The organism is Microbulbifer maximicatervae (SeqCode) (genome assembly GCF_052467065.1).
Genome location: NZ_CP174299.1, coordinates 1057317 through 1080299, shown reverse-complemented (window position 1 = coordinate 1080299; position 22983 = coordinate 1057317). Strand labels below are relative to the sequence as shown.

The following is a 22983-nucleotide window of genomic DNA, read 5'->3' as shown; positions in this document are numbered from 1 at the left end:
CTTTGAAACAGAAATTACGCTGGTTGGTTCCTGAGGTGGTGCAAACCTCCAATATGGATTGTGGTCCGGCGTCTTTAAAATGCTTACTTGAGGGTTTTGGTGTAAGTACACACTACGGCCATTTACGTGATGCCTGCCAGACAGATGTGGATGGTACTTCCATAAATACACTGGAGAAAATTGCAGTAGAGTTGGGATTGGATGCTACTCAGATGGTGGTTCCTGTTGACCATCTATTACTAGATAATCCTGGTTACCTGCCCGGGCTGGTTGTTGTGCGGTTGCCCAATGGTAATACCCACTTTGTCGTCGCTTGGAGAAATCATCACGGTATTGTACAAGTAATGGATCCAGCAAGCGGTAGACGTTGGCCCAGCGCACGCCGTTTTTTGGATGAATTGCATGTTCACACTGCACGGGTGCCCCCTCAGGGCTGGAGAAACTGGGCAGGTGGTGATGATTTTATTGTCCCGCTGAAAAAGCGTATTGCAATGTTAAAGGTTGGCAATATGGTGGCCACCTCGCTCTGTGAAAAAGCGCTAAAGGATGAGAATTGGATCTCGCTGGCATTTCTCGATGCATCCGTTCGAATGCTCGGCTCATTAGTTACATCCGGGGCGATAAAGCGCGGAACTGAAGTTAGTGGTATGTTGCAGCGGTTGTCCGTTGAGTTTTCTATGGATACCAGTCAAGCATTTTCTTTAGTACCAGAGAATTACTGGTGCGCACTTCCACCTCGCCGACCAGGAGGTGAATCTGAAGAAAAAATTGAACTTGCTCCTGAGCTATTGGAGTTTACTGGTGCGGTCATTGTAAGTGTAAAAGGCGTAGGTGATCTCAGTAAAGTAAAACCGAAATCAGAAGCGCTATCGAGGGCTTTAAGTGAACCACCGGTTAAACCTCTCCAGCAACTCTGGAGGTTTATGCGTGAAGATGGAGTAGTTGCTCCACTTACTATTTTTATCGCTCTGATTGGATCGGTGCTGGGATTAATGTTTGAAGCATTGCTTTTCCGCGGACTGATAGATATTCATAGTGAATTAGCGACAGACGTACAACGAGTTAGCACGATTGGGCTGCTAATTGGCTTTATGTTCACTCTATTGCTATTACAGTTTCCCACGGCAAAAATTCAAATGATGATAGGGCGCCGTTTGGAAAACCGTTTTCGTATACGTTTTCTAGCTGCACTACCTAAAATACCCGATCACTTCTTTCAAAGTCGCCCCACTTCTGATACTGCCGAGCGGGCACACCGTATTTCTGCCTTGAGAGATTTACCTGTACTTGGGACCAGTATTATTTTTAAGGTTTTTACTCTGCTGGCAACTGCAATGGGAATTATCTGGCTTGTACCGACTGCTGCGCCACTAGTACTCATCATGGTTGTGTTACAGGTTGCTGTACCGTTGATATTCCATCCAGTACTGACTGATTACAGTATGCGAGTACAGACTCACGCAGGAGCTTTGGCTCGCTTTTATATGGATGCCCTACTGGGAGTAATACCAATTAGAACACATGGGGCCAGTGAATCTGTTCGGCGAGAGCACGAAAACCTACTCGTCGAGTGGATAAAAGCTGGTTATTCCTCATTGAGTTTTCAACTCAATAGCCAAGCGGTGCAGCTATTAGTGAATTGTAGTCTCAGCAGTGCGCTAGTGATTTATTGTGTTGCTGCTAGAGGAGCAAGTCCTGACTTACTGCTACTTATTTATTGGGTTTTGGCATTACCGCCATTGGGAGAAGAAATTGCTGGATTAATGCGTAGTTACCCACGCCAGCGAAATTTATTACTGAGGGCACTGGAGCCACTTCAGGCGGTTATGGAAACAGAAACGGATAAAGAGTTTGAGGATTGTGTTGTATTCTCCTCACGGAAACCGGTGGGAATCAAATTTGATAATGTGAGTGTGAATGCCAGTGGTCGTACTATTCTCGACAAGGTAAACCTTGAGATAAGCCCGGGTGAACAAGTTGCGGTTGTAGGGGCATCTGGAGCTGGTAAGTCGAGCTTGGCCGGATTGCTATTGGGCTGGCATAAACCTGCTAGTGGTCGTGTGATGTTAAACGGCAATGAGCTGAAAGGGGAATTTCTGAATCGTTTTCGTCTTCACTGTGCCTGGGTTGATCCTGCTATTCAACTGTGGAATAGCAGTCTTTTAGAAAATCTGAGTTACGGTAATAAGCCTGGAGCACCCCTTTATCCCGTTCTTCAACAAGCGGATTTGCTCAAATTGGTGGCAGCGTTACCGGATGGATTGCAGAGTACCTTGGGTGAAGGTGGTGCTCTGGTGAGTGGCGGTGAGGGGCAGCGTGTGCGGCTGGGACGTGCACTTGGCCGTGAAGAAACGGCTTGTGTGATCCTGGATGAACCTTTCAGAGGTCTTGATCGTCAGCAGCGACAGAACTTGATGAGTCGCGTAAGAGAAATCTGGCACGGCATCACCTTGATTTGTATTACCCATGATATTAGTGAAACCCTGGATTTTCCACGTGTTCTAGTTGTTGATGAAGGCAAAATTATAGAAGATGGTGAGCCTGGTGAGCTTCAAACGGAGAGTGATACTCGATATGCGCAATTACTAGCAGCTGAAAGAAGCCTTTGGCAAGAGTGTTGGCAGAGTACCAGTTGGCGCCACCTGAATATGGCCAAGGGTCAACTGACGGAACTGCAAGGAGTGCCTGTTACCTCACGAGCTTCTAAACTCAAGGAGGTTTCTGGTGAGCACTGAAGAATGGATTTCCTATTGCTGGCCTGCGTCACAATTAGAAGCTGCACTGCAAGCGCTAGCGAAGCGCTGTGGTTTAAATCCGTTAGTGGCAGAAAGTAAAACCCAAGGGGCTGTCTTGGAATTTAATTCCAGGTTGCAAGCGGAGGCCGAAGCCTTGGATTTACAGGTAGAGCGAGTGAACTGCAGTTATGCCGAACTGGAATCTACTCTTTTGCGAGCCGCCCCTGCACTATTGAGGATACGTTTCTGCGATGAGGACTATTTTATAGCATTGTGTGGAGGCCGCGGGCGTAAGTTATACCTGCTTACTCCGACATTAAGTATAGAGAAAATCCACGTTGAGAGTGTAATACACCAGCTGGCTTGGGAACTCGAAGAACCTCAGCGCCAGCGTATCAGTCAGTTATTGGATAGTGCAAAAATTAAAGGGCGCCGGCGTAAGGGAGCCATGGCAGCGTTGTTGCGTGAAAACCTTGCAAATGTGCGGCTGGATGATTGCTGGTTGTTGCGCCAACCGTCTCATCGCTCCTTGTGGTCGCAGCTTCGCCACCATGGGCTTTACTGGCGATTTGCCGCCATGCTTGCCTGCCACAGTATACAGATGGTTCTTTTCTTATGTGGTTGGTGGGTGATTGGTAGAGCGGTACTTGAGGGCCACATCAGTTCTGGTTGGTTGGCTGCCTGGATATTATTGCTGGTTACTCAGGTTCCCCTATCGCTGCTTACAGCCCGATTGCGCGGTGTGATTTCCGTCGAGGCAGGCGCACTTCTCAAACAGCGATTGCTCGCCAGTGCGTTGCGTGTCAGCCCCAGTCGAATTCGCCATATGGGCTCGGGTCAGGTTCTGGGTAGAGTTTACGATGCAGAGAATATTGAAGTCGGTGCATTGCAAGGTGCTTTTTTATGGTTGCTGGGCTGTGTGGAGTTGTTAATAGCAGTCTTAATATTGCTACTGGGAACAAGCGGACTTGTTTATGCTGCAATTTTTCCATTGTTTCTACTAAGTGCGCTTTTTCTGGGAAAAGCGCAATACCAAAGTTGCCGTCAGTGGACGGCACAACGGTTGTCAATGACTCACCGTTTGATCGAAAAAATGATTGGGCACCGAACTCGACTTGCCCAGCAAGCACCCGGTGAGTGGCATCGGAGCGAAGATGGTGAATTAAACAATTATTTTGAAAGCTCCTTGCGAATGGACAACAGCATGGCACGTCTAGTGGCTCTGTTGCCACGGCTATGGTTACTTCTAGGAATAGTGGGATTGGCTCCAATATTTATTACTGGCGACGCTAGCAGCTCACAGATTGCAATTATTTTCGGTGGCATATTGTTAGGTTATCGTGCAGTTTTAAAGTGTATGAGTGGCTTTACCCACGCACTGGGTACAGTAGTTTCCTGGGGAAAAGTAAATGAATTATTTTCTTTGGAGGATTGCAATTCAAAAGAAGGTGTGAGGCCGGTGATGACAGCTCCATCGGGGAAGCAAAACTCCTCATTGCCGCTGTGCTATTTACGCGATGTCCGTTTTACCTATGAGGGAAAGGATCAAGCGATATTGGCAGGTTGTAATCTCAGTGTTTATCCCGGGGATCGGATTTTACTACGGGGCACTTCTGGTTCCGGAAAGTCCACTCTTGCCAATGTGTTGACAGGTATTCAGGTGCCAGATGATGGCTTACTACTGCTTAATGGTTATGACCGAATGAGTATAGGTGCAGAACCTTGGCGTAGAATGGTAGCCTCCGCCCCACAATTTCATGAAAATCATGTATTGGGGGACTCATTCTTATTCAATTTGTTGATGGGGGATCAGTGGCCGCCCAGCCAAGAGGGACTGCGAAGAGCTTATACTATCTGTGATGAGCTGGGGCTCACCCCGCTGCTAGAAAAAATGCCTGCTGGAATCCTACAGACGGTTGGAGAGATGGGGTGGCGTCTGTCCCACGGAGAGATGAGCCGGTTATTTATCGCTCGCGCGCTTCTGCAAAATGCTGAGATGGTAGTTTTGGATGAGAGTTTTGCCGCTCTTGACCCGGAAAATCTGCGTACTGGATTAGCTTGTGTCCAAAGGCATGCAAGGACATTAATTATTATTGCTCATCCATAGCAGAGTACCTAGGTGAAAGATTCTTTCATTTATAAGAGCTTTTAAATGATTTGTTAATTTTAGAAAGGATTTTCATTAGTGGTTTGATATTGAGGTTGATTTCTATATTTATGCCCATGCGTTCGATACTTTTCAGGTAATATAATTGATTTCATGCTTTGTTAGTCTGAATCTTTGGGATAGGTGGGCTATACGCTTTTGGTATGTTTGAGTGTTTGTGTGAGTAAAGACTATAGAATATTCGAAAGAATATATTGAATAGGTATTTATATTTGAAAGTGCCATGACTTTTATTTAGTTGCTTATTTTTATTTTTATTTTTATTTTTTGTTGGTTTTTTTGGTTCTCCATATAAATTTTATGGTTGAGTTCAGTGTTGTAAATACTTCTATTGCATGATGGATGAAAGTTACGTAGGTATAGAGTTTTCTTGAGTATTGTTTCCATTTAGATGGATGTTAATACTGCAAGATAGGTAAGGCCGAGGGTATCTGAGGTTCTGTATAGACTGCTAACTGAAGAGCTTGTGCGAAGCTATTAATGTGCAGATATGAACATAATTAGAGTGGCTATCCATCCTGATCAAGATATGACTCTGTTTTGTTGTTGATGAGCTGCTGGGTGAATGCAGTGGTAGTACTATTTTTTTTGATAAATTTAAGCTTGGTACTGATAGGAAGTTAACTTATTTTAAGTCTTGGCTGATAATGCAGCTGGTTTTCTTCGTGTGGCAGGTTAGAAAATGGTTTTTGTTAAATTTATCTACTTTTATATTAGTTGAATGATAATTGATTCCATAAGATTTGTTTGGCGTAACTTGGCATATTTTCTTGCGTTTGGAAGAGTGATTGGGGTACAGATCATGGTAGTGGAAAGTGTTACTCTTTCCACTTGGTTGGCTCATTATTTATTTTTTGTTGGTTAGATGGTACCAATTTGGTTTGGTTGGTATTGGATTTCGATAGTTGATCCAATACTTCCCCGGTAAAACCTTTGCGAATTGATTGATGCTTAAACTGGGTGGGCAAGCTGTAATGAATCTGAATCATTGTGCTAAGGTTTAAAAATTATTGATTTTGATAGCAGATGGCTTTTTATTATATTGATGGTACTTTTTGTAACTATATGAATGTTCTTGGAGTTTTTAATGTTTTGAATTCGGGGTAAATGCTTCAAAAAAAACGATTCTTGTTGGATTTTATCTGTGCTTTGGTAGTGGCGGTGAGGAATATCTATGATGGCAGGATTCGTAGTAGGAGTGCACTACTGTGTTCTTTTTCTTGCTACTGGACTTTGGGTAGGGGAAAGCTTAGTAATTGCTGACATTTGAGTAAGAAGTTAAAAAAGCGAAGAGCTGAGTGTTTATTATGTTGGTTGAAATTTCACCTTTGGTTTTTGCGTGATAGAAAAATGTGAACTGTGTAGGCACCGTTTAGCTACATTTTTTGATTAATTGCATGTGAAATTAAACTAATTATGGCCAACTCGGTGTTGTTCAGGTTAAGCTTCTAAAAGCTCGGCAGTTTATTGGCTTGAGCTGCAAACTCAATATTTAAATGGAGAAATATCATGAATTATGAGACCGATATCACAGCAGGTCCAGAAGCAGTTCGTCCTGACTTTCCGCCGAACTGATAGGATGAGCTAAATGTGTAGAGTTGGAGTATGGTCGATAGCAATCAAATAGATGCCCTTTGGCTGGCTCTGACTCTACCAGTACTGGGTTTCCAGCTAGGTCAAAGAAGTTTTGGTTAGTTTTCGATATCTGTAATTGGCACAAATGTTCAGTTTTAAGTGTGCTTCTTTATAAGTTTTCATTTTCGACGTATTGAGTGTGAAGGTCGGATTTTACGCCTGATTGTATCCAAGTGATTGATAGTTATTTCTTGCTTGTGGATTGTAAGCGGCATATAGATCAAAAGGTTTGAATGCATATACCTGGGTATATGCGAGGTTTTGATTGTTATTAATCTATACTTTATAAGGGCTGTTGGTAAGAAGTTAAGTATTAAGAAGTTAAGTATAAGGAAAGTTAAGTTTTCCTTCTTAGTCTTAGGTGTTTTTAACGACAATAATAGAGCCTTTTTAATAGAAAGTTTTATATTTTTTCTCAGGAAAATCTATATCAATAGGTGAGACTGCTACTTAACCTTCTTGCTGAGTTGACTTATCATTGAGCAGCGATGATGGTTCTAATCTATTTCGAAATAGTCCAAATTTGCTAATCGAATATTTTCGATAAGCGTGATTTAAAAGCTTTCCGTGGAAAAGTCGAAGGTTATGCATGGCGGGTTATCTTATAGAGGTGCTGCAGTGTTTTTGTCTTGAAGGCAGTCGTATATTCGATGGAGCACTCAAACTTGGGAATAAATTGCGACTACATGGAGTTAAGGATTTGATTAAACAGTTGATTCTTTAACTACCTTGCCATGCCTTAAGATCAAGATTACAAAAAAACGATAAATGAATCAGGGGTTGAGTAATTTTATTTTTTCGGAAGCATGCTAACTACAGAATTATTATGTGCTTAATGAATTATTAGCCTTTACTATAAATTCAAGTTAAATAGTCGATCATTATTCATACGGACAGTTCAATATAAAAAACGCATTGAATATAGTGTTTTGAAAAAGGCTACCCATAGAATAAGTGGAGTAGAAGTAAGCCATAGCTACTAATGTAGCTGGCTATATCATTTTAGTCTCAATAAAAAGCGAGCCAATGGCTCGCTTTTTATAAGGGATAAATAGCCAGTAGGCTATATAGATATCAGATGATCAAGTCTTAAGTTTCTTATAATGCATCCGATGCGGCGTTGCATCCTCACCTTTACGCTGTACAAAGTCCTCGTGGTACTCGGTGTAGTTACCCTCGAAGAATACCGCTTCACTCTCACCCTCATAGGCGAGGATATGGGTGGCAACACGGTCCAGGAACCAGCGATCGTGCGAGATTACCAGGGCACAGCCGGGGAAGTTGAGCAGGGCTTCTTCCAGGGCGCGCAGGGTTTCGATATCCAGATCGTTGGAGGGTTCGTCCAGCAGCAGTACGTTGGCGCCCTGCTTGAGGGTATAGGCCAGGTGCAGGCGCCCGCGTTCACCGCCGGAGAGTTCGCCTACGCGCTTCTGCTGGTCACTGCCCTTGAAGTTAAAGCGGCCAACATAGTTGCGCGAGCCCACTTCGTAGTTGTTGATCTTGAGCATATCGTGGCCGTCTGAGATGGCCTCCCATACGGTCTTGCTGTCATCCAGATTTTCACGGCCCTGTTCAACGTAGGCGACCTTAACGGTTTCACCCATCTTGATTTCGCCGGAGTCCGGCTGCTCGGTGCCGCTGATCATACGGAACAGGGTGGACTTACCGGCACCGTTACCGCCGACGATACCTACAATTGCGCCCTTGGGCACGCGGAAAGACAGGTTGTCGATCAGCAGGCGCTCGCCGAAGCCTTTGCTCACATCTTTAAACTCAATCACATTGTCGCCGAGACGCTCGCCGGGCGGAATGTAGATTTCGTTGGTCTCGTTGCGGGCCTGGAAGTCCTGGGACTGCATTTCTTCAAGGCGGGACAAACGGGCCTTGTTCTTGGACTGACGGCCCTTGGGGTTTTGGCGGGCCCACTCGAGTTCCTTTTGCATGGCTTTGGCGCGGGCCTGTTCGCCGCGCTGCTCTTGCTCCAGGCGCTTTTCTTTCTGTTCCAGCCAAGTGGTGTAGTTACCTTCCCAGGGGATGCCGTGGCCGCGGTCCAGTTCCAGAATCCAGCCGGCAACATTGTCGAGGAAGTAGCGATCGTGGGTGATGGCAACCACAGTGCCGGTAAAATCGTGCAGGAAGCGCTCTAGCCAGAATACGGATTCCGCATCCAGGTGGTTGGTGGGTTCGTCGAGAAGCAGCATATCCGGGCGGGACAGCAGCAGGCGGCACAGGGCCACACGACGTTTTTCACCGCCGGACAGGTTGTTGACGTCCGCATCCCAGGGTGGCAGGCGCAGTGCGTCTGCGGCGACTTCCAGGCGGTGCTCCAGGTTGTGGGCGTCCCAGGCCTGGATAATGTCTTCGAACTGTTGCTGTTTCTTGGCCAGGGCATCGAAGTCCGCGTCGGGCTCGGCGTAATCGGCGTAGACCTGTTCCAGGCCGGCGAGGGCGTCGATGGCTTCGCGTACACCGTCCTCTACGTTGCCGCGCACGGTCTTGCTGGCATCGAGTTGCGGTTCCTGGGGCAGGTAGCCGACCTTGATGCCGGGCATTGCGCGGGCTTCGCCGTTAAAGTCCTGGTCGACCCCGGCCATGATGCGCAGCAGGGTGGATTTACCTGCGCCGTTTAGACCGAGTACGCCGATCTTGGCGCCGGGGAAGAAGGAGAGGGAGATGTCCTTGAGGATCTCGCGCTTGGGGGGCACTACTTTGCCCACCCGGTTCATGGTGTATACGTATTCGGCCATTTGGGGTTCCGTAATGGGTGTTGGAATCGGTCAGATTTTGCGCGCAACTTATCAGTTTGCGTAAAAAGTGCAACCGGGCATCTCTTAGGTAGCCCGCTGTACTCGCGTGTGGCTGACGTCAAATGTGATCTGTGTTTAACTGCGACACTATCTAGTACAAGAGCTATAAGACGAATAAAAATGGATCAGGATTCCCCGGTGTTGTTTTCCCGGCGCGGCGCCCTGGCGATCGCGACACTAAACCTCCCCAAGGCTCTCAATGCCTTAAATTCATCCATGATCGATCTGTTGTCGGCCCAGCTAGACCGCTGGGCTGAAGGCACTGAAGTTGCAGCAGTCTGGATCGATGGCAGTGGCGACAAGGCGCTGTGCGCTGGCGGCGATGTGGTGGCGCTGTATCGGGAGTCCGCCGCCTATGGTGAGACACCGGACTACGGCTTCACCACCGACTTCTTCTCCCGCGAATATCGCCTGGACTACCAGATTCACACTTACGCCAAGCCCGTCGTGGTGTGGGGCGGTGGCTTCGTGATGGGAGGCGGTATCGGCATTATGGCGGGAGCCAGCCACCGGATTGTGACCGAAACCACTCGCATGGCAATGCCGGAGATTACGATTGGTTTGTTTCCCGATGTGGGGGGCAGCTGGTTCCTGAATCGTATGCCCGGGCGCCTTGGACTTTTCCTGGGGCTGACCGGTGCGCAGTTTAATGGCGCCGATGCCCTGTTTGCCGGTCTGGCGGACCGCATAATCGGTCAGGGCCAGCGGGAGTCAGTCTTGTCTGCGTTAGCGGAGCTCAGTTTTGGTGAAAACCTGGAAGCCAATCACCAGTTAATTAGCAATTGCCTTAAATCCCAGGAGCTGCCCCTTCTGGAGCGGCCTGAGTCTGCTCTGCGAGAGCATTATGACCAAATCCAGCAGCTTACCGATTTTGCCACCTTGCCAGAGGTTTGTGCCGCCATCAGTGCATACCAGGGTGTGGATAAGTGGTTGCAGCGGGCAGCTGCCACTTTGGCAGGTGGCTCTCCGCTGACCCCCTGGATTGTGTGGGAGCAATTACAGCGGGCTCGACACCTGTCCCTGGCGGATATCTACCGCATGGAGTTGGCACTCGCGGTAAACCTCTGTGCCAGTGGCCACTTCAAGGAAGGGGTGCGCGCGCTGTTGATTGATAAAGACCGCGAACCCCAGTGGCAACCTGACAGCTTGGAACAGATTACACCTGCGCAGGTGGAAAGCTGCTTTGAGGGACCCTGGGGCGGTGAGCACCCGCTGGCCGACCTGTAGATATCGTATTTACCGAGCGTCCCGGGCTGTTAATCGCCAGGGATACCAACAACAAAATAGGGAGTGGCTTTTATGGAAAAGATAGCCTTTTTTGGTTTGGGTAATATGGGTGGCCCCATGGCTGCCAACTTGGCGAAGGCCGGCTATACCGTAGCGGCATTTGATTTGAGCCCTGTTGCTCTGGAGCAGGCACAGCGAGACGGCTGCCTGCCCTGTGACAGCGCCCAACAGGCTGTTGAGGGCGCGGATATCGTAATTTCCATGTTGCCTAGTGGCGATGCGGTGAAAGGGCTCTACCTGGGAGAGACTGGGCTGTTGCAGCAACTCCCGGCCGATACCCTGGTTATCGACTGTTCGACTATCTCTGCAGAGGACGCCTGCCTGGTCAGCCTGGCTGCCGGGGAGCATGGGTTGAGAGCGATAGATGCTCCGGTATCCGGTGGTACAGCTGCGGCACAGGCGGGGACGCTTTGCTTTATGTGCGGCGGGGATGAAGCGGCATTTGATGCAGCGCGGGCCCCGTTGCAGGTGATGGGCAGCAAGATATTTCTCGCCGGTGCTGCAGGTGCCGGGCAGGTGGCAAAGATTTGCAACAATCTGCTGCTCGCGATCCATATGACCGGTACCGCAGAAGCTTTACAGCTGGGAGTGGATAAGGGGCTGGATGCCAAGGTACTGAGCGATATTATGAGGGAAAGTTCGGGTAATAATTGGTCCCTGGCTAACTACAATCCCTACCCGGGCACTATGGAGAGCGTGCCTTCGGCAAAGGGCTATGCCGGCGGTTTCAGTGTGGCATTGATGCTCAAGGACCTGGGGCTGGCTATGGATGCCGCCTCAACCAGTGCATCCTCTACTCCGATGGGAGCCCTGGCGAAAAATCTTTTCCAACTGCATGGCGCCAGTGAGGAAAACCAGCAACTGGATTTCTCCAGTATTCAGAATATGTTCCGGCGCCCGGCGGGTAGCCTTACTTAGCGCTTGTTTAAAGGCCTTGCACCACAGTCTGGCAATGTCGGCAGTGGTGCAGTTTTTGCCTGTTTTGTTTGCCCTCAACCCTGTCATCTAAAGAAAAAATTTGCGGTAGTTCTCAATTTGGCAAGATCGTATCAAATACAGTTGGGTGCTCGGTTCCCTCGGACTTTTTGAGCCGCTATCTTCCCCGCCCCTTCCCGGAAACGGGTCTCCCTTAAACAGCGCAATTATCTTGCTGCTGCATATTCCAATGGATTTTTTTCCAGGTAATTCGGCAGCTTGATTTGGATCAAGCAGTCTCAGGCAGTCAGCGAGTAACCTGTCCGCGACTTGTGATTGTGCCTGGAGGGGGGCCCTTCCTGAGTCGGGAAAAATGCCTAATCGCTTTATGGAGAAGTTAATGAATCGTATAACTGCTTGTGCGACAGCCGCTTTGACCGCCGTACTTTCTGCACCCGCACTGGCCTATGAACAAGGCAGTTTAATTCTGCGCGGTGGCATGGCCACTGTAGCACCCGATGCTAATTCCAGCGTACTTTCCTTGAATGGAACCGGCATCAACCAAACCGGTGTTGATGTGGATAACGGTTCCGCACTGGGCCTGACTGGCGTCTACATGTTCCGCGATCACTGGGGTTTGGAACTGGTTGCCGCAACGCCGTTCAGCCACGATATCGAAGTTGTTGGCGAGGGCCTGGGCAGCTTCGACCTGGGGGAAACCAAGCACCTGCCGCCGACTCTGTTGGTTCAATGGTATCCGATGGAGCCACAGTCCAACATTCAGCCGTATGTTGGCCTGGGTGTGAACTACACCGCTTTCTTTGATGAAGAAATCAGCAGCACCGCCGATAGCGCTTTCGAAGGCCTTGGCGCCACCGGTGATGCAGAACTGTCCCTGGACAATTCATTTGGCCTGGCAGCAGAAGCCGGTATCGATTTTACCTTCGGTGCCGATCAACGCTGGCTGTTCAATATGTCTGTGTTCTGGATGGACATCGAGACCGACGCCAAAGTCAAAGTACCTGGCCTGGGTGAAGTGACTGCCAATGTGGATATTGATCCGCTGGTTTACATGGCTGGTCTGGGCTACCGCTTCTAAAAGGTAGCAATAAATAGGTCTGGGGTAGAGCAGTCACTGTGGTTTTCTGGTCGAAGACCCGGTGGCTGCTTTTTTGTTTGTGTCGGATTTCCAAGCAAACTACCGAACGAGGTGTGAATGAATATGAAGCAAGAGATTAAAAGCCCCGTGGGAGGGTTGTCTGAAGAACTCTTATCCCGTTATAGCGGACCCTGCCCGCGCTACACCTCGTATCCTACCGCCGATCGTTTTCACACATTAAATGGAATTGAGCCCTGGGCAGCACTGCAGGATATTCGCAGCTTGTCCCTTTATGTTCATATTCCTTTTTGCCGTTCTCTCTGTTACTTCTGCGCTTGTAATAAAGTAATCACTCACCAGTATGGACTGGCTTCCAGTTATCTGGATCACTTGCTGCAGGAAGCCCAGTGGTACCGGGATAAGGTGGCTGATGTCCCCGTTACCCAATTGCACTTGGGCGGTGGTACGCCGACATTCTTGAGTGATAGTGATATGCGTCGCTTAATGGGAGGGCTGGCTGAAGTTTTTGATTTGCGCCCTGGCGACGGGGTTGAATACAGTATTGAGGCCGATCCACGTACCCTTGAGTTAGAGACCCTGGATACCCTGCGAGAACTGGGTTTTAACCGCTTGAGCCTGGGGGTGCAGGATTTCGATATCGAAGTTCAGCGTTCAATCAATCGTATCTGCAGTGCCGACCAAGTCACGGAGTTGACCGTAGCGGCGCGTGAGCGCGGGTTTGAGTCCATTTCCTACGACCTGATTTACGGACTACCCAAGCAGGGGCTGAGCAGCCTGCACCGCACTTTGGATAAAGTGCTGGAGCTGCAACCGGACCGCATCGCTCTTTATCACTATGCACACCTGCCACACCGATTTAAGGCCCAGCGCCTGATTGATACGGATTTAATCCCTTCTGCCGCAGAAAAAGTGGCGATGCAGCTGGCGGCTGTAGAGCACCTGGGTAAGGCGGGGTATGAATTTTTGGGGATGGATCACTTTGCCCGTCCTGGGGATGAACTGGCTAAGGCAGCCCATGCCGGTATGCTGCAGCGCAATTTCCAGGGTTACACCCTAATGCCGGCAGATGCTTTGGTCGGTCTGGGGGCATCGGCGATCAGCTACAGTCGCGATGGCTACTGGCAAAATTTACATCGCTTAAAAGAATATACTCAGGCGATTGGAGAAGGGAAATCTGCAGCCTGCCGCGGCTGGTTAATGGATGATGAAGATCGTTTGCGCCAGTGGATTATTAGTGAATTAATGTGTCGTTTGCGCCTGGATAAAAACCTTGTTGAACAGCGTATAGGTGCTTCCTTTGAGGAGTATTTCTCTGAGGAATTAGCGCGCTTACAGCCTATGTTTGACGATGGTCTAATTTATCAGGATAACGAAAATATTATTGTTACCGAGGAAGGCCGCTGGTTCGTGAGAAATGTTGCCGCTGCATTTGATATGTATTTGCACAGTCAAGAAACAGATGCGAAATATTCACGTGTTCTATAGCTACCGGCAGGAGACTAACGGCTCGACAGCCGTTACAATTGCGGCAAATTAGTTTACCGACCGGTTTAGTATGATGGATTCCTCTACAGCTGTTAGTTGCGGCAACTGTTCAGTCAGGCGTTTGTGCTTGCCAGCTGGTTTGTGTCAGTCTGATATTGATCGGCTAGAGCAGATCACGCGTCGAAAGAAAATAATTAAAGCGGGGGAGACCCTTTACCGAGCTGGCGATCCATTTGCCAATCTCTATGCAATTCGCTCAGGTAGTTTTAAAACTGTGGTGATTGCCGCAGATGGTGACACTCAGGTCACCCACTTCGCTTTACCTGGGGAACTGCTCGGTCTGGATGCCTACAGTACTCGGGTACATCCGAGTTATGCGGAAGCATTGGAAGACAGCAGTGTTTGCCTGCTGCCTTTTACTCAACTGGAAATTTTGGCCCAGCAGGTGACAGCCCTGCAGCAGCAGATTTACAGCATTTTTTCTGAAGAGTTGCGCCAGGAAAACGATATTTTAATGTTGTTGGGCAAGCGCTCTGCCGATACTCGTTTGGCGGCTCTTCTGATTAATATTTCCAGCCGTTACGCTCGCCGTGGATACTCTCACAGTGCGTTTGTTTTATCGATGCCGCGCACTGATATCGCTAATTATCTGGGTTTGACAGCGGAAACTGTCAGCCGGCTTTTCTCGCGTTTTCAGCGAGAAAAATTAATTAAGGTGAGTGGCCGATCAGTTGAGATTATTAATTTAATTGAACTCAGTGAGCTAGCGGGTACTCACTGCGGATATGATGAAGACTGAATTTTGAAATAGTGTCCTGGCTTTATGATCAGTCAGGACACTATCCAATCCACTAAACTTCAGCAACCGTTTCGATTGCTGATATTGCCTCCGCCCACTTTTCTTTATCTGCCTCTGAAATGTAGCTCGCTTTAAAACTATTCAGGGCCAGTTTTTTCGCCTGCTCTTTAGTCATGCCCAGACTTTCGCTAAGGGCCAGATAATTTTTATTAACGTAACCGCCAAAGTAAGCGGGATCATCTGCATTAACAGTGACACACAGGCCGCGCTCGAGGAGTGACAAAATGGGGTGTTGGTTCATATTGTCGTACACACAGAGTGCGGTATTGGAGAGCGGGCAAACGGTCAGGGGGATATTTTCCGCTTTCAGGCGCTCAATTAGTGCTTCGTCCTCAACGCAGCGAACCCCATGGTCGATTCGGCTCACGTCCAGAAGATCGAGAGCCTCTACGATATAATCGGCAGGCCCCTCTTCACCAGCGTGGGCAACTCTCTCAAGCCCTAGCTCTTTGGCCATAGCAAATACTTTTTCAAATTTGCTGGGTGGATGACCCAGCTCAGAAGAGTCCAGCCCTACACCTTTTATCAAGTTGAGGTATGGTTTTGCCGCTTCCAAGGTGGCAATTGCTTCCTCTTCACTCAGGTGGCGTAAGAAGCACAAAATAAGGTGACTACTTATTCCCCACTCATTTCTTGCATCATCAAGAGCGCTGTTAATGCCCTTGATAACCACACCGATATCAATGCCCCTCTCTGTATGGGTTTGGGGGTCAAAGAAGATCTCTGTGTGGACAACATTGTCTTCACGACAGCGCTTGAGATAAGCCATGGTCAGATCATAAAAATCCTGCTCATGGATCAGGACCGAAGCGCCTTGATAATAAATATCGAGGAACGACTGTAAATTATGAAATTTATAAGCAGCTTTAATTTCCTCAATACTGGAAAAGGGAATTTCAATATTGTTGCGCTTGCTCAACTCGAACATTAGCTCCGGTTCCAGTGAACCCTCGATATGGAGATGAAGCTCGGCTTTTGGCAGTGCTTTCAAAAAGTTCAAATCGGCAATGGACATAGAAATACCTTGTTGCGGGACTACCTGTGAACGTGAATGCGCCGGAGGCTATCCAACATTCCGATTCACAGAAACTGTCTGGGCTATAGAAGGGCGCTAATGGTATCAGGTTACGCCCTCTGAGAATAAAGCTGGCGGAGCTTATTTTACGGCTTATTCTGACTCGCCAGCCCTATTGTTTAGCAGCAGCCAGATATATTGCCAGAAAATACACTGATCGGTTTACTTTCTGCTATTCATGTGTATACTGCACTGAGTAGTTTACATTTTGAGATTGACTAACAGATACTGAGGAGAGAGCAATGAGTAAGGTTGCCTTGATTACCGGGACTTCTACAGGGCTGGGGCAGAGTCTGGCGCTGCAAATGGCCAAGCAGGGGTTTAGGGTCTTTGCCACCATGAGAGATCTCTCCAAGGCCGACCAGCTGATAAATCCGGCTCCTCAGGGGGCGGCTCTCGAAGTGATGGAATTGGATGTAACAGATTCTGACAGTATTCAGAACTGCGTCGATACCATTATCCGGGATGCTGGGCGTATCGATTTATTGATCAACAATGCTGGCGCTGGTTTTGTAAAGACCACTGAACACGCCAGCGAAGAAGAGATACGTTGGGTGACGGATGTGAACTACCTCGGTGTAGTTCGCTGCACTAAAGCAGTTTTACCCCATATGCGCGAAGCTCGTAGTGGACACGTTATCAATATTTCGTCAGTGGGGGGGCTAGTTGGGCAGCCGTTCAATGAGCTGTATTGTGCGGCAAAGTTTGCTGTTGAGGGTTATACAGAGGCTCTGGCAAGTTATATAACCCCTGCCTTTAATATTAATTTTACCGCTGTCGAGCCCGGTGGAATCCACTCAGAGTTTGCCAATAATGTGCTTTCGCAGTTGGAGCGGAGCCAGGGGTATCCCGAAGATGAATACCAGGGGGTCTTCAATCAGTATATTGGTGGTATGAGGTCGCGAAGCCCAGAGCAGACAGCTGAGATATACCAGACATCTGACCAAGTAGCCGACGTGGTTTTACAAGTGGTACAGGCTGAGGAGCCACCTATTCGGGTCAGAACATCCAAGTGGGCCAATGAACTTTGCAATTTTAAGAGCGGCTTGGATCAGGATGGTAAAAAACAGCAACGAATGGTAATCGAAAGCTTTTTACCTGAATTTTAATCTTTTAACTTTACGAATTTAGCACATAGGGCAAGTTACTAACTACCATGTGTGTTGCTTAGTATTATGGAGTGTATTTACCAGGACAAGCCGTTTATGAAAGAGTCAAAAAGCTGATTCATGGCCGGCAATAGTATTACTGTCAGTAAAAGAATTTGGTTGCCTAGCTATGACCAAGTCAGCGCAGGCCGTAAGTTGTAGTAACTGTTCAGTCAGGCGTTTGTGCTTGCCTGCAGGGCTGGTGCAGGCAGATATTGATCGGCTTGAACGTGTTACCCGCAAGAAAAAGGTAATTAAAGCGGGTGAAACCTTGTATCGAGCAGGTGACCCTTTCCAAAATCTCTATGCGATTCGCTCTGGAAGTGTCAAAACGGTAGTCATTGGTGCAGATGGGAATATCCAGGTAACACATTTCGCCCTTCCTGGTGAGCTGTTGGGGCTCGATGCTTATAGTAGTCGGGTTCACCCCAGTTATGCGGAGGCGCTGGAAGACAGCAGTGTGTGCTTGTTGCCATTTGACCAACTGGAAACCTTAGCTCAGGAAGTTCCAGCACTGCAGCAGCAAATCTATAGCATTTTTTCCGAAGAGTTGCGGCAGGAAAATGAAATCTTAATGTTGCTGGGAAAGCGTGCTGCTGATGCCCGCTTAGCGGCATTGTTGATTAATATTTCCAGTCGCTATGCATGTCGTGGTTACTCCCCCCGTGAATTTGTACTTTCTATGCCGAGGACGGACATCGCCAATTACTTGGGGTTAACAGCGGAGACGGTGAGCCGTTTATTTTCGCGTTTTCAGCGAGATGGCCTGGTGAATGTTAGTGGTCGAATGGTTGAAATCCTTGACTTGTTGGCGTTGAGTGAATTGGCTGGAACCCATTGCGGCTACGATTGACAGTAGTAAAGGCTTTCATTTTTCCAATTGATTTTCTTGAAGCTAGTTCTTTTTAGTCAGACTGGTTTGCGGGTATTGGCGCATAATTCTTCCTGAGGTTAGTTTCTCTTACCTGCCTATTTTGGCAGCACTTGGGCCATTTCAGCCAAAATAACTGCGAATACTGCCGCTCAAAAAGGGTACGATGGTTCTAATTAAATGCCGCTATTTTGGGAACGTTTTCTTTTCTCCTTTGTTTAAGAGGGTTTAGCTGTATAGCTTGGATATTTGTAGCTCCCTTGCCTGGTATTTTTTGTATTTCACACCTCTAGCAAATATCCAATAAGCCATAGTAGCCTTTGTCACAGAGCGCTAGTCAGTAAGCCTCAACAAAATAAGAAGTGAGAGGAAGGGAAGTATGCCTGTCAGAGAATTTGATCTAGTTAAGATTTTTGCAGCGGAAGGAACGCAGGTGGGAGATGCTCCCAACCTGGTAATTTCCGCTCACGGTGCAACAACTAAGCAAATTTTTTATCCCAAAGGACACGGAGGGGATAACCTCTTTTTCTTTTCTCCCCATGGTTACTCTCTAAATGATCCAGGTATTGGTAGTGTCTTGAGTGGCAACGCGAAATATCATGAATGGATTGGTAAGGGAAAGGTTTGCCATAACTATACCCTGAGTAAATATCAGGGGTATCACGGGTCAACTACTGGCCAGATCTTAGGGCGTATTACCCGGCCTTTTATAAAAGGTGAGAGCTATGCTGATGTGCAAAAGGCTGTGGATAATGCCCATGAGCACAATGAGATGGTGCGAAATCTGGATCCCAATAATCCCATGCATCAACCTTATATTAAGAAAGGGGTTAAGCCGGTAATGTCGGCGGATTTATTGACTATTCGCAATAGAGTAAAAATGGATAACCCCACCTTAGTGGATGTTCTAAATATTCTGCATAGAAATAATCTGCACTATGAAAATATCTACTGTTCTTTTTGTCGAAGCGAAGTGAGTTTTAGCAATATCCTTATTGGAACCCCATCCTGGGACAGCAAAATGCAGCGACCAACCACCTAATCGGTGTTTTTTAACTTCGTATTCAATTCTTAAGTAGAAAGAAGATGGTGCCCGTTAAGCTAAAAATGTGAATGCATTGTTATTATGGGTCACCATCTACCAATTTGTTACGGCTCACTTTTTTGAGCTTTGAGTTTGCCGGGTCTGCACTGCCTTCCTCAATTCCTCCTTATTTCTGTCATATTTATTTCACACCCCACTTATTTGACTAATGCTTAGTCCAAAAAATTTTCCTCTTCGTGACTAATGTCAAAAATCATGCAATAAAACTTGAGTGTGGATGAATGGTCATAGTAGGTTATTGGCACGGTTGTTTTGTTTGGGGGGGTGACCCTCTTATTTCTGTACTCGACGTTAGATAGGTGTCATATGCCTGTTCGTGAATTGGATTTGGTCAAAATTTTTGCGCCGGAAGGTACCAATGTTGGAGATGCGCCGTCCCTGGTGATTTCTGCCCACGGTGCCGCAACCAAGCAGGTTTTTTATAATAAAGGTCACGGTGGCGATAACCTGCTTTTCTTTGCACCTCACGGTTACACGTTGGAAGACCCTGGTCTACAAGATGTTGTAGATGGGAAAGCAAAAGTTCATGAGCATATTGGCAAGGGTAAGATATGCCGTAACTATATGCTGAAAAAATTCCAGGGGTACCACGGCAGTACAGCCGGACAGATTTTCGGTCGCCTATCACGCCGATTTATTAATGATGGTGAGAGTTACGCCCAGATCCAGAGTGTTGTGGATGAAGCCCATAAACACAATGTGAAAGCTGTTCGGAATCAGGCAAGACTGCAGCAATATGACTTAAATGATCCCTTTCAAAAGTCTCTGTATGACGCAAAGGTTGGTGCTTCTTTGTACACCACAAAGATGGAAGCTAACTTCTTGACGATTCGAAATAGGCACAATCAAAAGAGTCCAACTCTGGCTGATGTGCTCAATATTCTGCATCGGAACAACTTACATTATGAGAATATTTACTGTTCTTTTTGCCGTAACGAGTTGAGCGTAGGTAATCTTATATTGGGAACGCCTTCCTGGGACAGTAAAAAGAGGAAGGTGAATACTTAGAAATAAGTAACTGAGTAATTTACGGGCAAAAAAAGGGGGGCGTAAACGCCCCCTTAATCCACTACTTATCAGGAGTGTGTGGAGAAAGCTAATTCCTTTTCAGATTCCTTGTGACCAATACCCGTCTTCCTTGTTTCCTGTAGCCAATCCATGGCCTCTTGTTGCTGCTTGAAATAGCGGACTTCACCGCTAACAAACCAGCTCCCGACTTTTGTGGCTATTTGCTGCCACTCCTCATCCCCAAGTACAGCGACATGCGAGAATTCATTGCCGTGCTTTAAGGCCAGCTTGAACTCATCCCAGATCGCGTGCATCCCCCAGCCCTCGAAATCCCGGAGATCAATCAGTAATTGAACCTGAGGTTTTTTTACCCCTTCCAGAGCATATTCTAATAGTGGTGTTATATGCTCATAATCCTCATGGGTTAACTCACCAATTGCCTTTATGTAAAGGAAAAATTCATCATTTATGCGTTCCATGCCAATGGATATGCCGTGGCGTTTAAACTGCATTAATATTTCCTCCCTGCTGTTTTGGTGACCTAAGCTAATGCCTGCGCGGGCATTTGATGTTGTGTCAGATCTTCGTGCAGGGACTCGTAAATTTTTCTGGTTGCCCTGTCGAAATATCTGCAGCTTAATTCACTGACCTGTTTCTGAATATAAATCCAGTCGGTAGTCCCCAGGTACTGTTCGATCTGTGGGAAAATAGATTTATTTTCCAAGTCCATATGCTTGCGTTGCAGCTTCAGGTAGGTGTTGCAAGCTCCTTGCAGCACTCTCCGTTCAACGGTTGCATCATTGGCAATAGCGTAAAATAAAGCGCACATGTGTTTTGTCGCTGCGGCTATATTTTCATGCTGCATTTGCGCTTCGTAAATTGATTCCCTGTCATGTACTGGCTTAGTCAACAGTCGGGAAAATATTAAGTCTTCAACTGGGTGGTGATATCTATCTGGGTACGCCGATAAATAATCCAAAGCATCAAGGATCAGTGACAAGGTGTTTGGATCGCGATCGCTGCAGCCAAAAAGATCCAGGAGTAATTGCTCAAAGGCGTTGAGCAACTCTTGCATATGTTTATGGTCACAGCACAGTTGTCGGTAGATGGCATTCATCCCAGACCTCCGCGATTTGTCGATGGGTCTATTGTTGCCATATGTACCAATCCAAAGTTGATTTGGATCAAGTGAGGGGGACTTAGTGGGACTCAAGGTGGAATTTACCGCTACCTACTCAGGGGAGGGCTGGGGTTATCAATAGGTATGAGGCTGACCATGCCGCTGAATTCCTTGGGTCAACTCTTATCTGTACCTCGTTGTATTTGACCACAAGATAAATTAAACCTATTTTCGAGTAGCCCTTTCTTCAGTTTTTTCCACAAGTACGCTCTTCTGTCGGACCTAGATAAGGGTGTGTCTGATCCTTCATATTTTAATAATTTCTAATGACGTGTTGTTGCACATTTAAGCATGCTGCGATGTTTCCCGTTGTTCAATAAATTTATTGGTGCTGAAGTAGTAGGTTGTCATCGAATTATTCCGCAGCGCTCTATTTATGTGTCACGACAAAGTTAATGCAACAGGATGGGAGTGTTAATGAAAATAGTTAAGGCTGGTATAGGTGTGCTGGCACTCGTTGTTTCAACGGGCGCAATTGCCGAGGGCGCCTACTGGGGGGGCGTGGCCGGAATAACAGATTTTGATTTCAAGGGGGTCGATAATCCACTGAATTTGGGACTGCGAGCAGGTTATGTGCGGGCCTCGGGTTTTGGGGTGGAAGGTGAATATACCAGTTCACTATTAAGTGGTGAGACTGAGGCTTATGGTCGGAATGTGGATGTAGACATACGTACTCTTGCTACTTATGCGACTTACAGAACAGAGGGGGACTGGTACCTGAAAGGACGCCTGGGCCTTCTCTATGAAGACGTTTCTGTTGGCAGTGCAAGTAGTGATGACTTGGGTGTCAGCTTAGGGGCTGGAATTGGTTATAGCCTGAATGAAATTTATCATCTGGAGCTTGAGTACACCGTATTAGAGAAGGATGTCAGTTATTGGTCAGGCGGGTTTAGCCTGAGATTTTAATTGCCCCCTTCCTAAGTTTGACTAATGGTGACACCTCTTTTTAAAAGTTCCCAGGTTACATACTGACCTGTCTAAGTGAACACTTGTGCCAGTTGATTGTGCCCCTATAATCCCTGCCCTTTGATCAGACTTCGAGATTTAAGGGGAAGATGGTGGGCTTTAATCTCAAGGCAATGGCTGCAGTTACCGCTCTGTTGTGTTCCGCTACCGCTTATGGGCAGGGTGCGTATATCGGTGGCGTCTTCGGTGCTTTGGATGTTGATGCCAGGGGGGAGAGTCCTTTAAATGGGGGGATTCGAGCCGGTTATACCTGGGGTTCTGGCTGGGGATTCGAGGCAGAAGTCACCGACTCTGTCATTGATGGTGAGTTCGACTACTACTGGTACGATTACAACTACTCCCTGGCAACACAAGCTGTTTATGCCACCTATCGCAGCCCGGGCAACATTTATCTGAAAGGTCGTATCGGCTACCTCCATGAGGAGTTGGAGATAGATAACTGGGAGAAAGAGTACTCGGATAACGGGGCATCTGCCGGGCTCGGGGCTGGTTTCAAACTGACCGACGAGGCGACCCTGGAACTGGATTACACCATCATTGAGTCAGATGTGAATTACTGGTCTGGCTCTGTGGTGTACAAATTCTGACCGTCTTTTTAAGGTGGACGGGTTGGTCCCGCC

General features: G+C 47.5%; 17 protein-coding genes. 13 read left to right on the top strand and 4 right to left on the bottom strand.

What is annotated here, in order from left to right:
• Positions 1-2: 2 nt before the first annotated feature.
• Complete coding sequence (locus ACJJI1_RS04830; RefSeq protein ID WP_444958697.1) at positions 3-2735, top strand: ATP-binding cassette domain-containing protein; 2733 nt, start codon at positions 3-5, stop codon at positions 2733-2735.
• The gene (locus ACJJI1_RS04825) at positions 2725-4842 is read left to right on the top strand and encodes an ATP-binding cassette domain-containing protein (protein WP_444958696.1); all 2118 of its coding nucleotides are present in this window, start codon (positions 2725-2727) and stop codon (positions 4840-4842) included. The genes ACJJI1_RS04830 and ACJJI1_RS04825 overlap by 11 nt, the downstream gene beginning before the upstream one ends.
• A gap of 2777 nt (positions 4843-7619) precedes the next feature.
• Here the strand turns inward: ACJJI1_RS04825 and ettA are convergent.
• Complete coding sequence (gene ettA / locus ACJJI1_RS04820) at positions 7620-9284, bottom strand: energy-dependent translational throttle protein EttA (protein ID WP_444907208.1); 1665 nt, start codon at positions 9282-9284, stop codon at positions 7620-7622.
• Between the two features lie 180 nt (positions 9285-9464).
• Here ettA and ACJJI1_RS04815 point away from each other — a divergent pair, with 180 nt between their 5' ends.
• The 5 genes from ACJJI1_RS04815 to fnr (ACJJI1_RS04795) all read left to right on the top strand — a co-directional run bounded on the left by ACJJI1_RS04815 (position 9465) and on the right by fnr (ACJJI1_RS04795) (position 14950).
• Entirely contained in the window at positions 9465-10571 is a 1107-nt protein-coding gene (locus ACJJI1_RS04815; protein WP_444958695.1) for an enoyl-CoA hydratase/isomerase family protein, read from the top strand.
• Between the two features lie 72 nt (positions 10572-10643).
• Positions 10644-11549 (top strand): 3-hydroxyisobutyrate dehydrogenase, encoded by a 906-nt coding sequence (mmsB, locus tag ACJJI1_RS04810; protein ID WP_444958694.1) that lies wholly within the window; start codon positions 10644-10646, stop codon positions 11547-11549.
• Positions 11550-11946: 397 nt separating this feature from the next.
• Entirely contained in the window at positions 11947-12645 is a 699-nt protein-coding gene (locus ACJJI1_RS04805) for an OmpW/AlkL family protein (RefSeq protein WP_444918245.1), read from the top strand.
• Positions 12646-12768: 123 nt separating this feature from the next.
• Entirely contained in the window at positions 12769-14151 is a 1383-nt protein-coding gene (hemN, locus tag ACJJI1_RS04800; protein ID WP_444907212.1) for an oxygen-independent coproporphyrinogen III oxidase, read from the top strand.
• 127 nt (positions 14152-14278) lie between these two features.
• Positions 14279-14950 carry a fumarate/nitrate reduction transcriptional regulator Fnr gene (gene fnr, locus ACJJI1_RS04795; RefSeq protein ID WP_238152063.1) on the top strand — a complete coding sequence of 224 codons (672 nt, stop codon included), beginning with the start codon at positions 14279-14281 and terminating at the stop codon, positions 14948-14950.
• Between the two features lie 52 nt (positions 14951-15002).
• On the opposite strand, the gene ACJJI1_RS04790 is transcribed toward fnr (ACJJI1_RS04795), so the two are convergent.
• The gene (locus ACJJI1_RS04790) at positions 15003-16025 is read right to left on the bottom strand and encodes an adenosine deaminase (protein WP_413663394.1); all 1023 of its coding nucleotides are present in this window, start codon (positions 16023-16025) and stop codon (positions 15003-15005) included.
• Positions 16026-16327: 302 nt separating this feature from the next.
• Here ACJJI1_RS04790 and ACJJI1_RS04785 point away from each other — a divergent pair, with 302 nt between their 5' ends.
• From ACJJI1_RS04785 to ACJJI1_RS04770, 4 genes are all read left to right on the top strand, one after another.
• Entirely contained in the window at positions 16328-17194 is an 867-nt protein-coding gene (locus ACJJI1_RS04785; protein ID WP_444958693.1) for an SDR family oxidoreductase, read from the top strand.
• Between the two features lie 169 nt (positions 17195-17363).
• Positions 17364-18086 carry a fumarate/nitrate reduction transcriptional regulator Fnr gene (gene fnr, locus ACJJI1_RS04780; protein WP_444896046.1) on the top strand — a complete coding sequence of 241 codons (723 nt, stop codon included), beginning with the start codon at positions 17364-17366 and terminating at the stop codon, positions 18084-18086.
• Between the two features lie 397 nt (positions 18087-18483).
• Positions 18484-19146, top strand: a complete 663-nt coding sequence (locus ACJJI1_RS04775; RefSeq protein ID WP_444934223.1) for a putative adhesin — start codon at positions 18484-18486, stop codon at positions 19144-19146.
• Positions 19147-19515: 369 nt separating this feature from the next.
• Positions 19516-20217, top strand: coding sequence for a putative adhesin (locus tag ACJJI1_RS04770; RefSeq protein ID WP_444958692.1), 702 nt, complete (start codon positions 19516-19518; stop codon positions 20215-20217).
• A gap of 68 nt (positions 20218-20285) precedes the next feature.
• On the opposite strand, the gene ACJJI1_RS04765 is transcribed toward ACJJI1_RS04770, so the two are convergent.
• Positions 20286-20729, bottom strand: coding sequence for a SpoIIAA family protein (locus ACJJI1_RS04765; protein ID WP_282931190.1), 444 nt, complete (start codon positions 20727-20729; stop codon positions 20286-20288).
• A 29-nt stretch (positions 20730-20758) separates the two neighbouring features.
• Entirely contained in the window at positions 20759-21334 is a 576-nt protein-coding gene (locus tag ACJJI1_RS04760) for a hemerythrin domain-containing protein (protein WP_444958691.1), read from the bottom strand.
• A gap of 480 nt (positions 21335-21814) precedes the next feature.
• Between ACJJI1_RS04760 and ACJJI1_RS04755 the strand changes: the two genes are divergently transcribed.
• Both ACJJI1_RS04755 and ACJJI1_RS04750 read left to right on the top strand, forming a co-directional pair.
• Positions 21815-22303: an outer membrane beta-barrel protein gene (locus ACJJI1_RS04755; RefSeq protein WP_444918239.1), complete on the top strand. Its 489-nt coding sequence runs from the start codon at positions 21815-21817 to the stop codon at positions 22301-22303.
• Between the two features lie 149 nt (positions 22304-22452).
• Entirely contained in the window at positions 22453-22950 is a 498-nt protein-coding gene (locus ACJJI1_RS04750; protein WP_444958690.1) for a porin family protein, read from the top strand.
• The last annotated feature ends 33 nt before the right edge of the window (positions 22951-22983 follow it).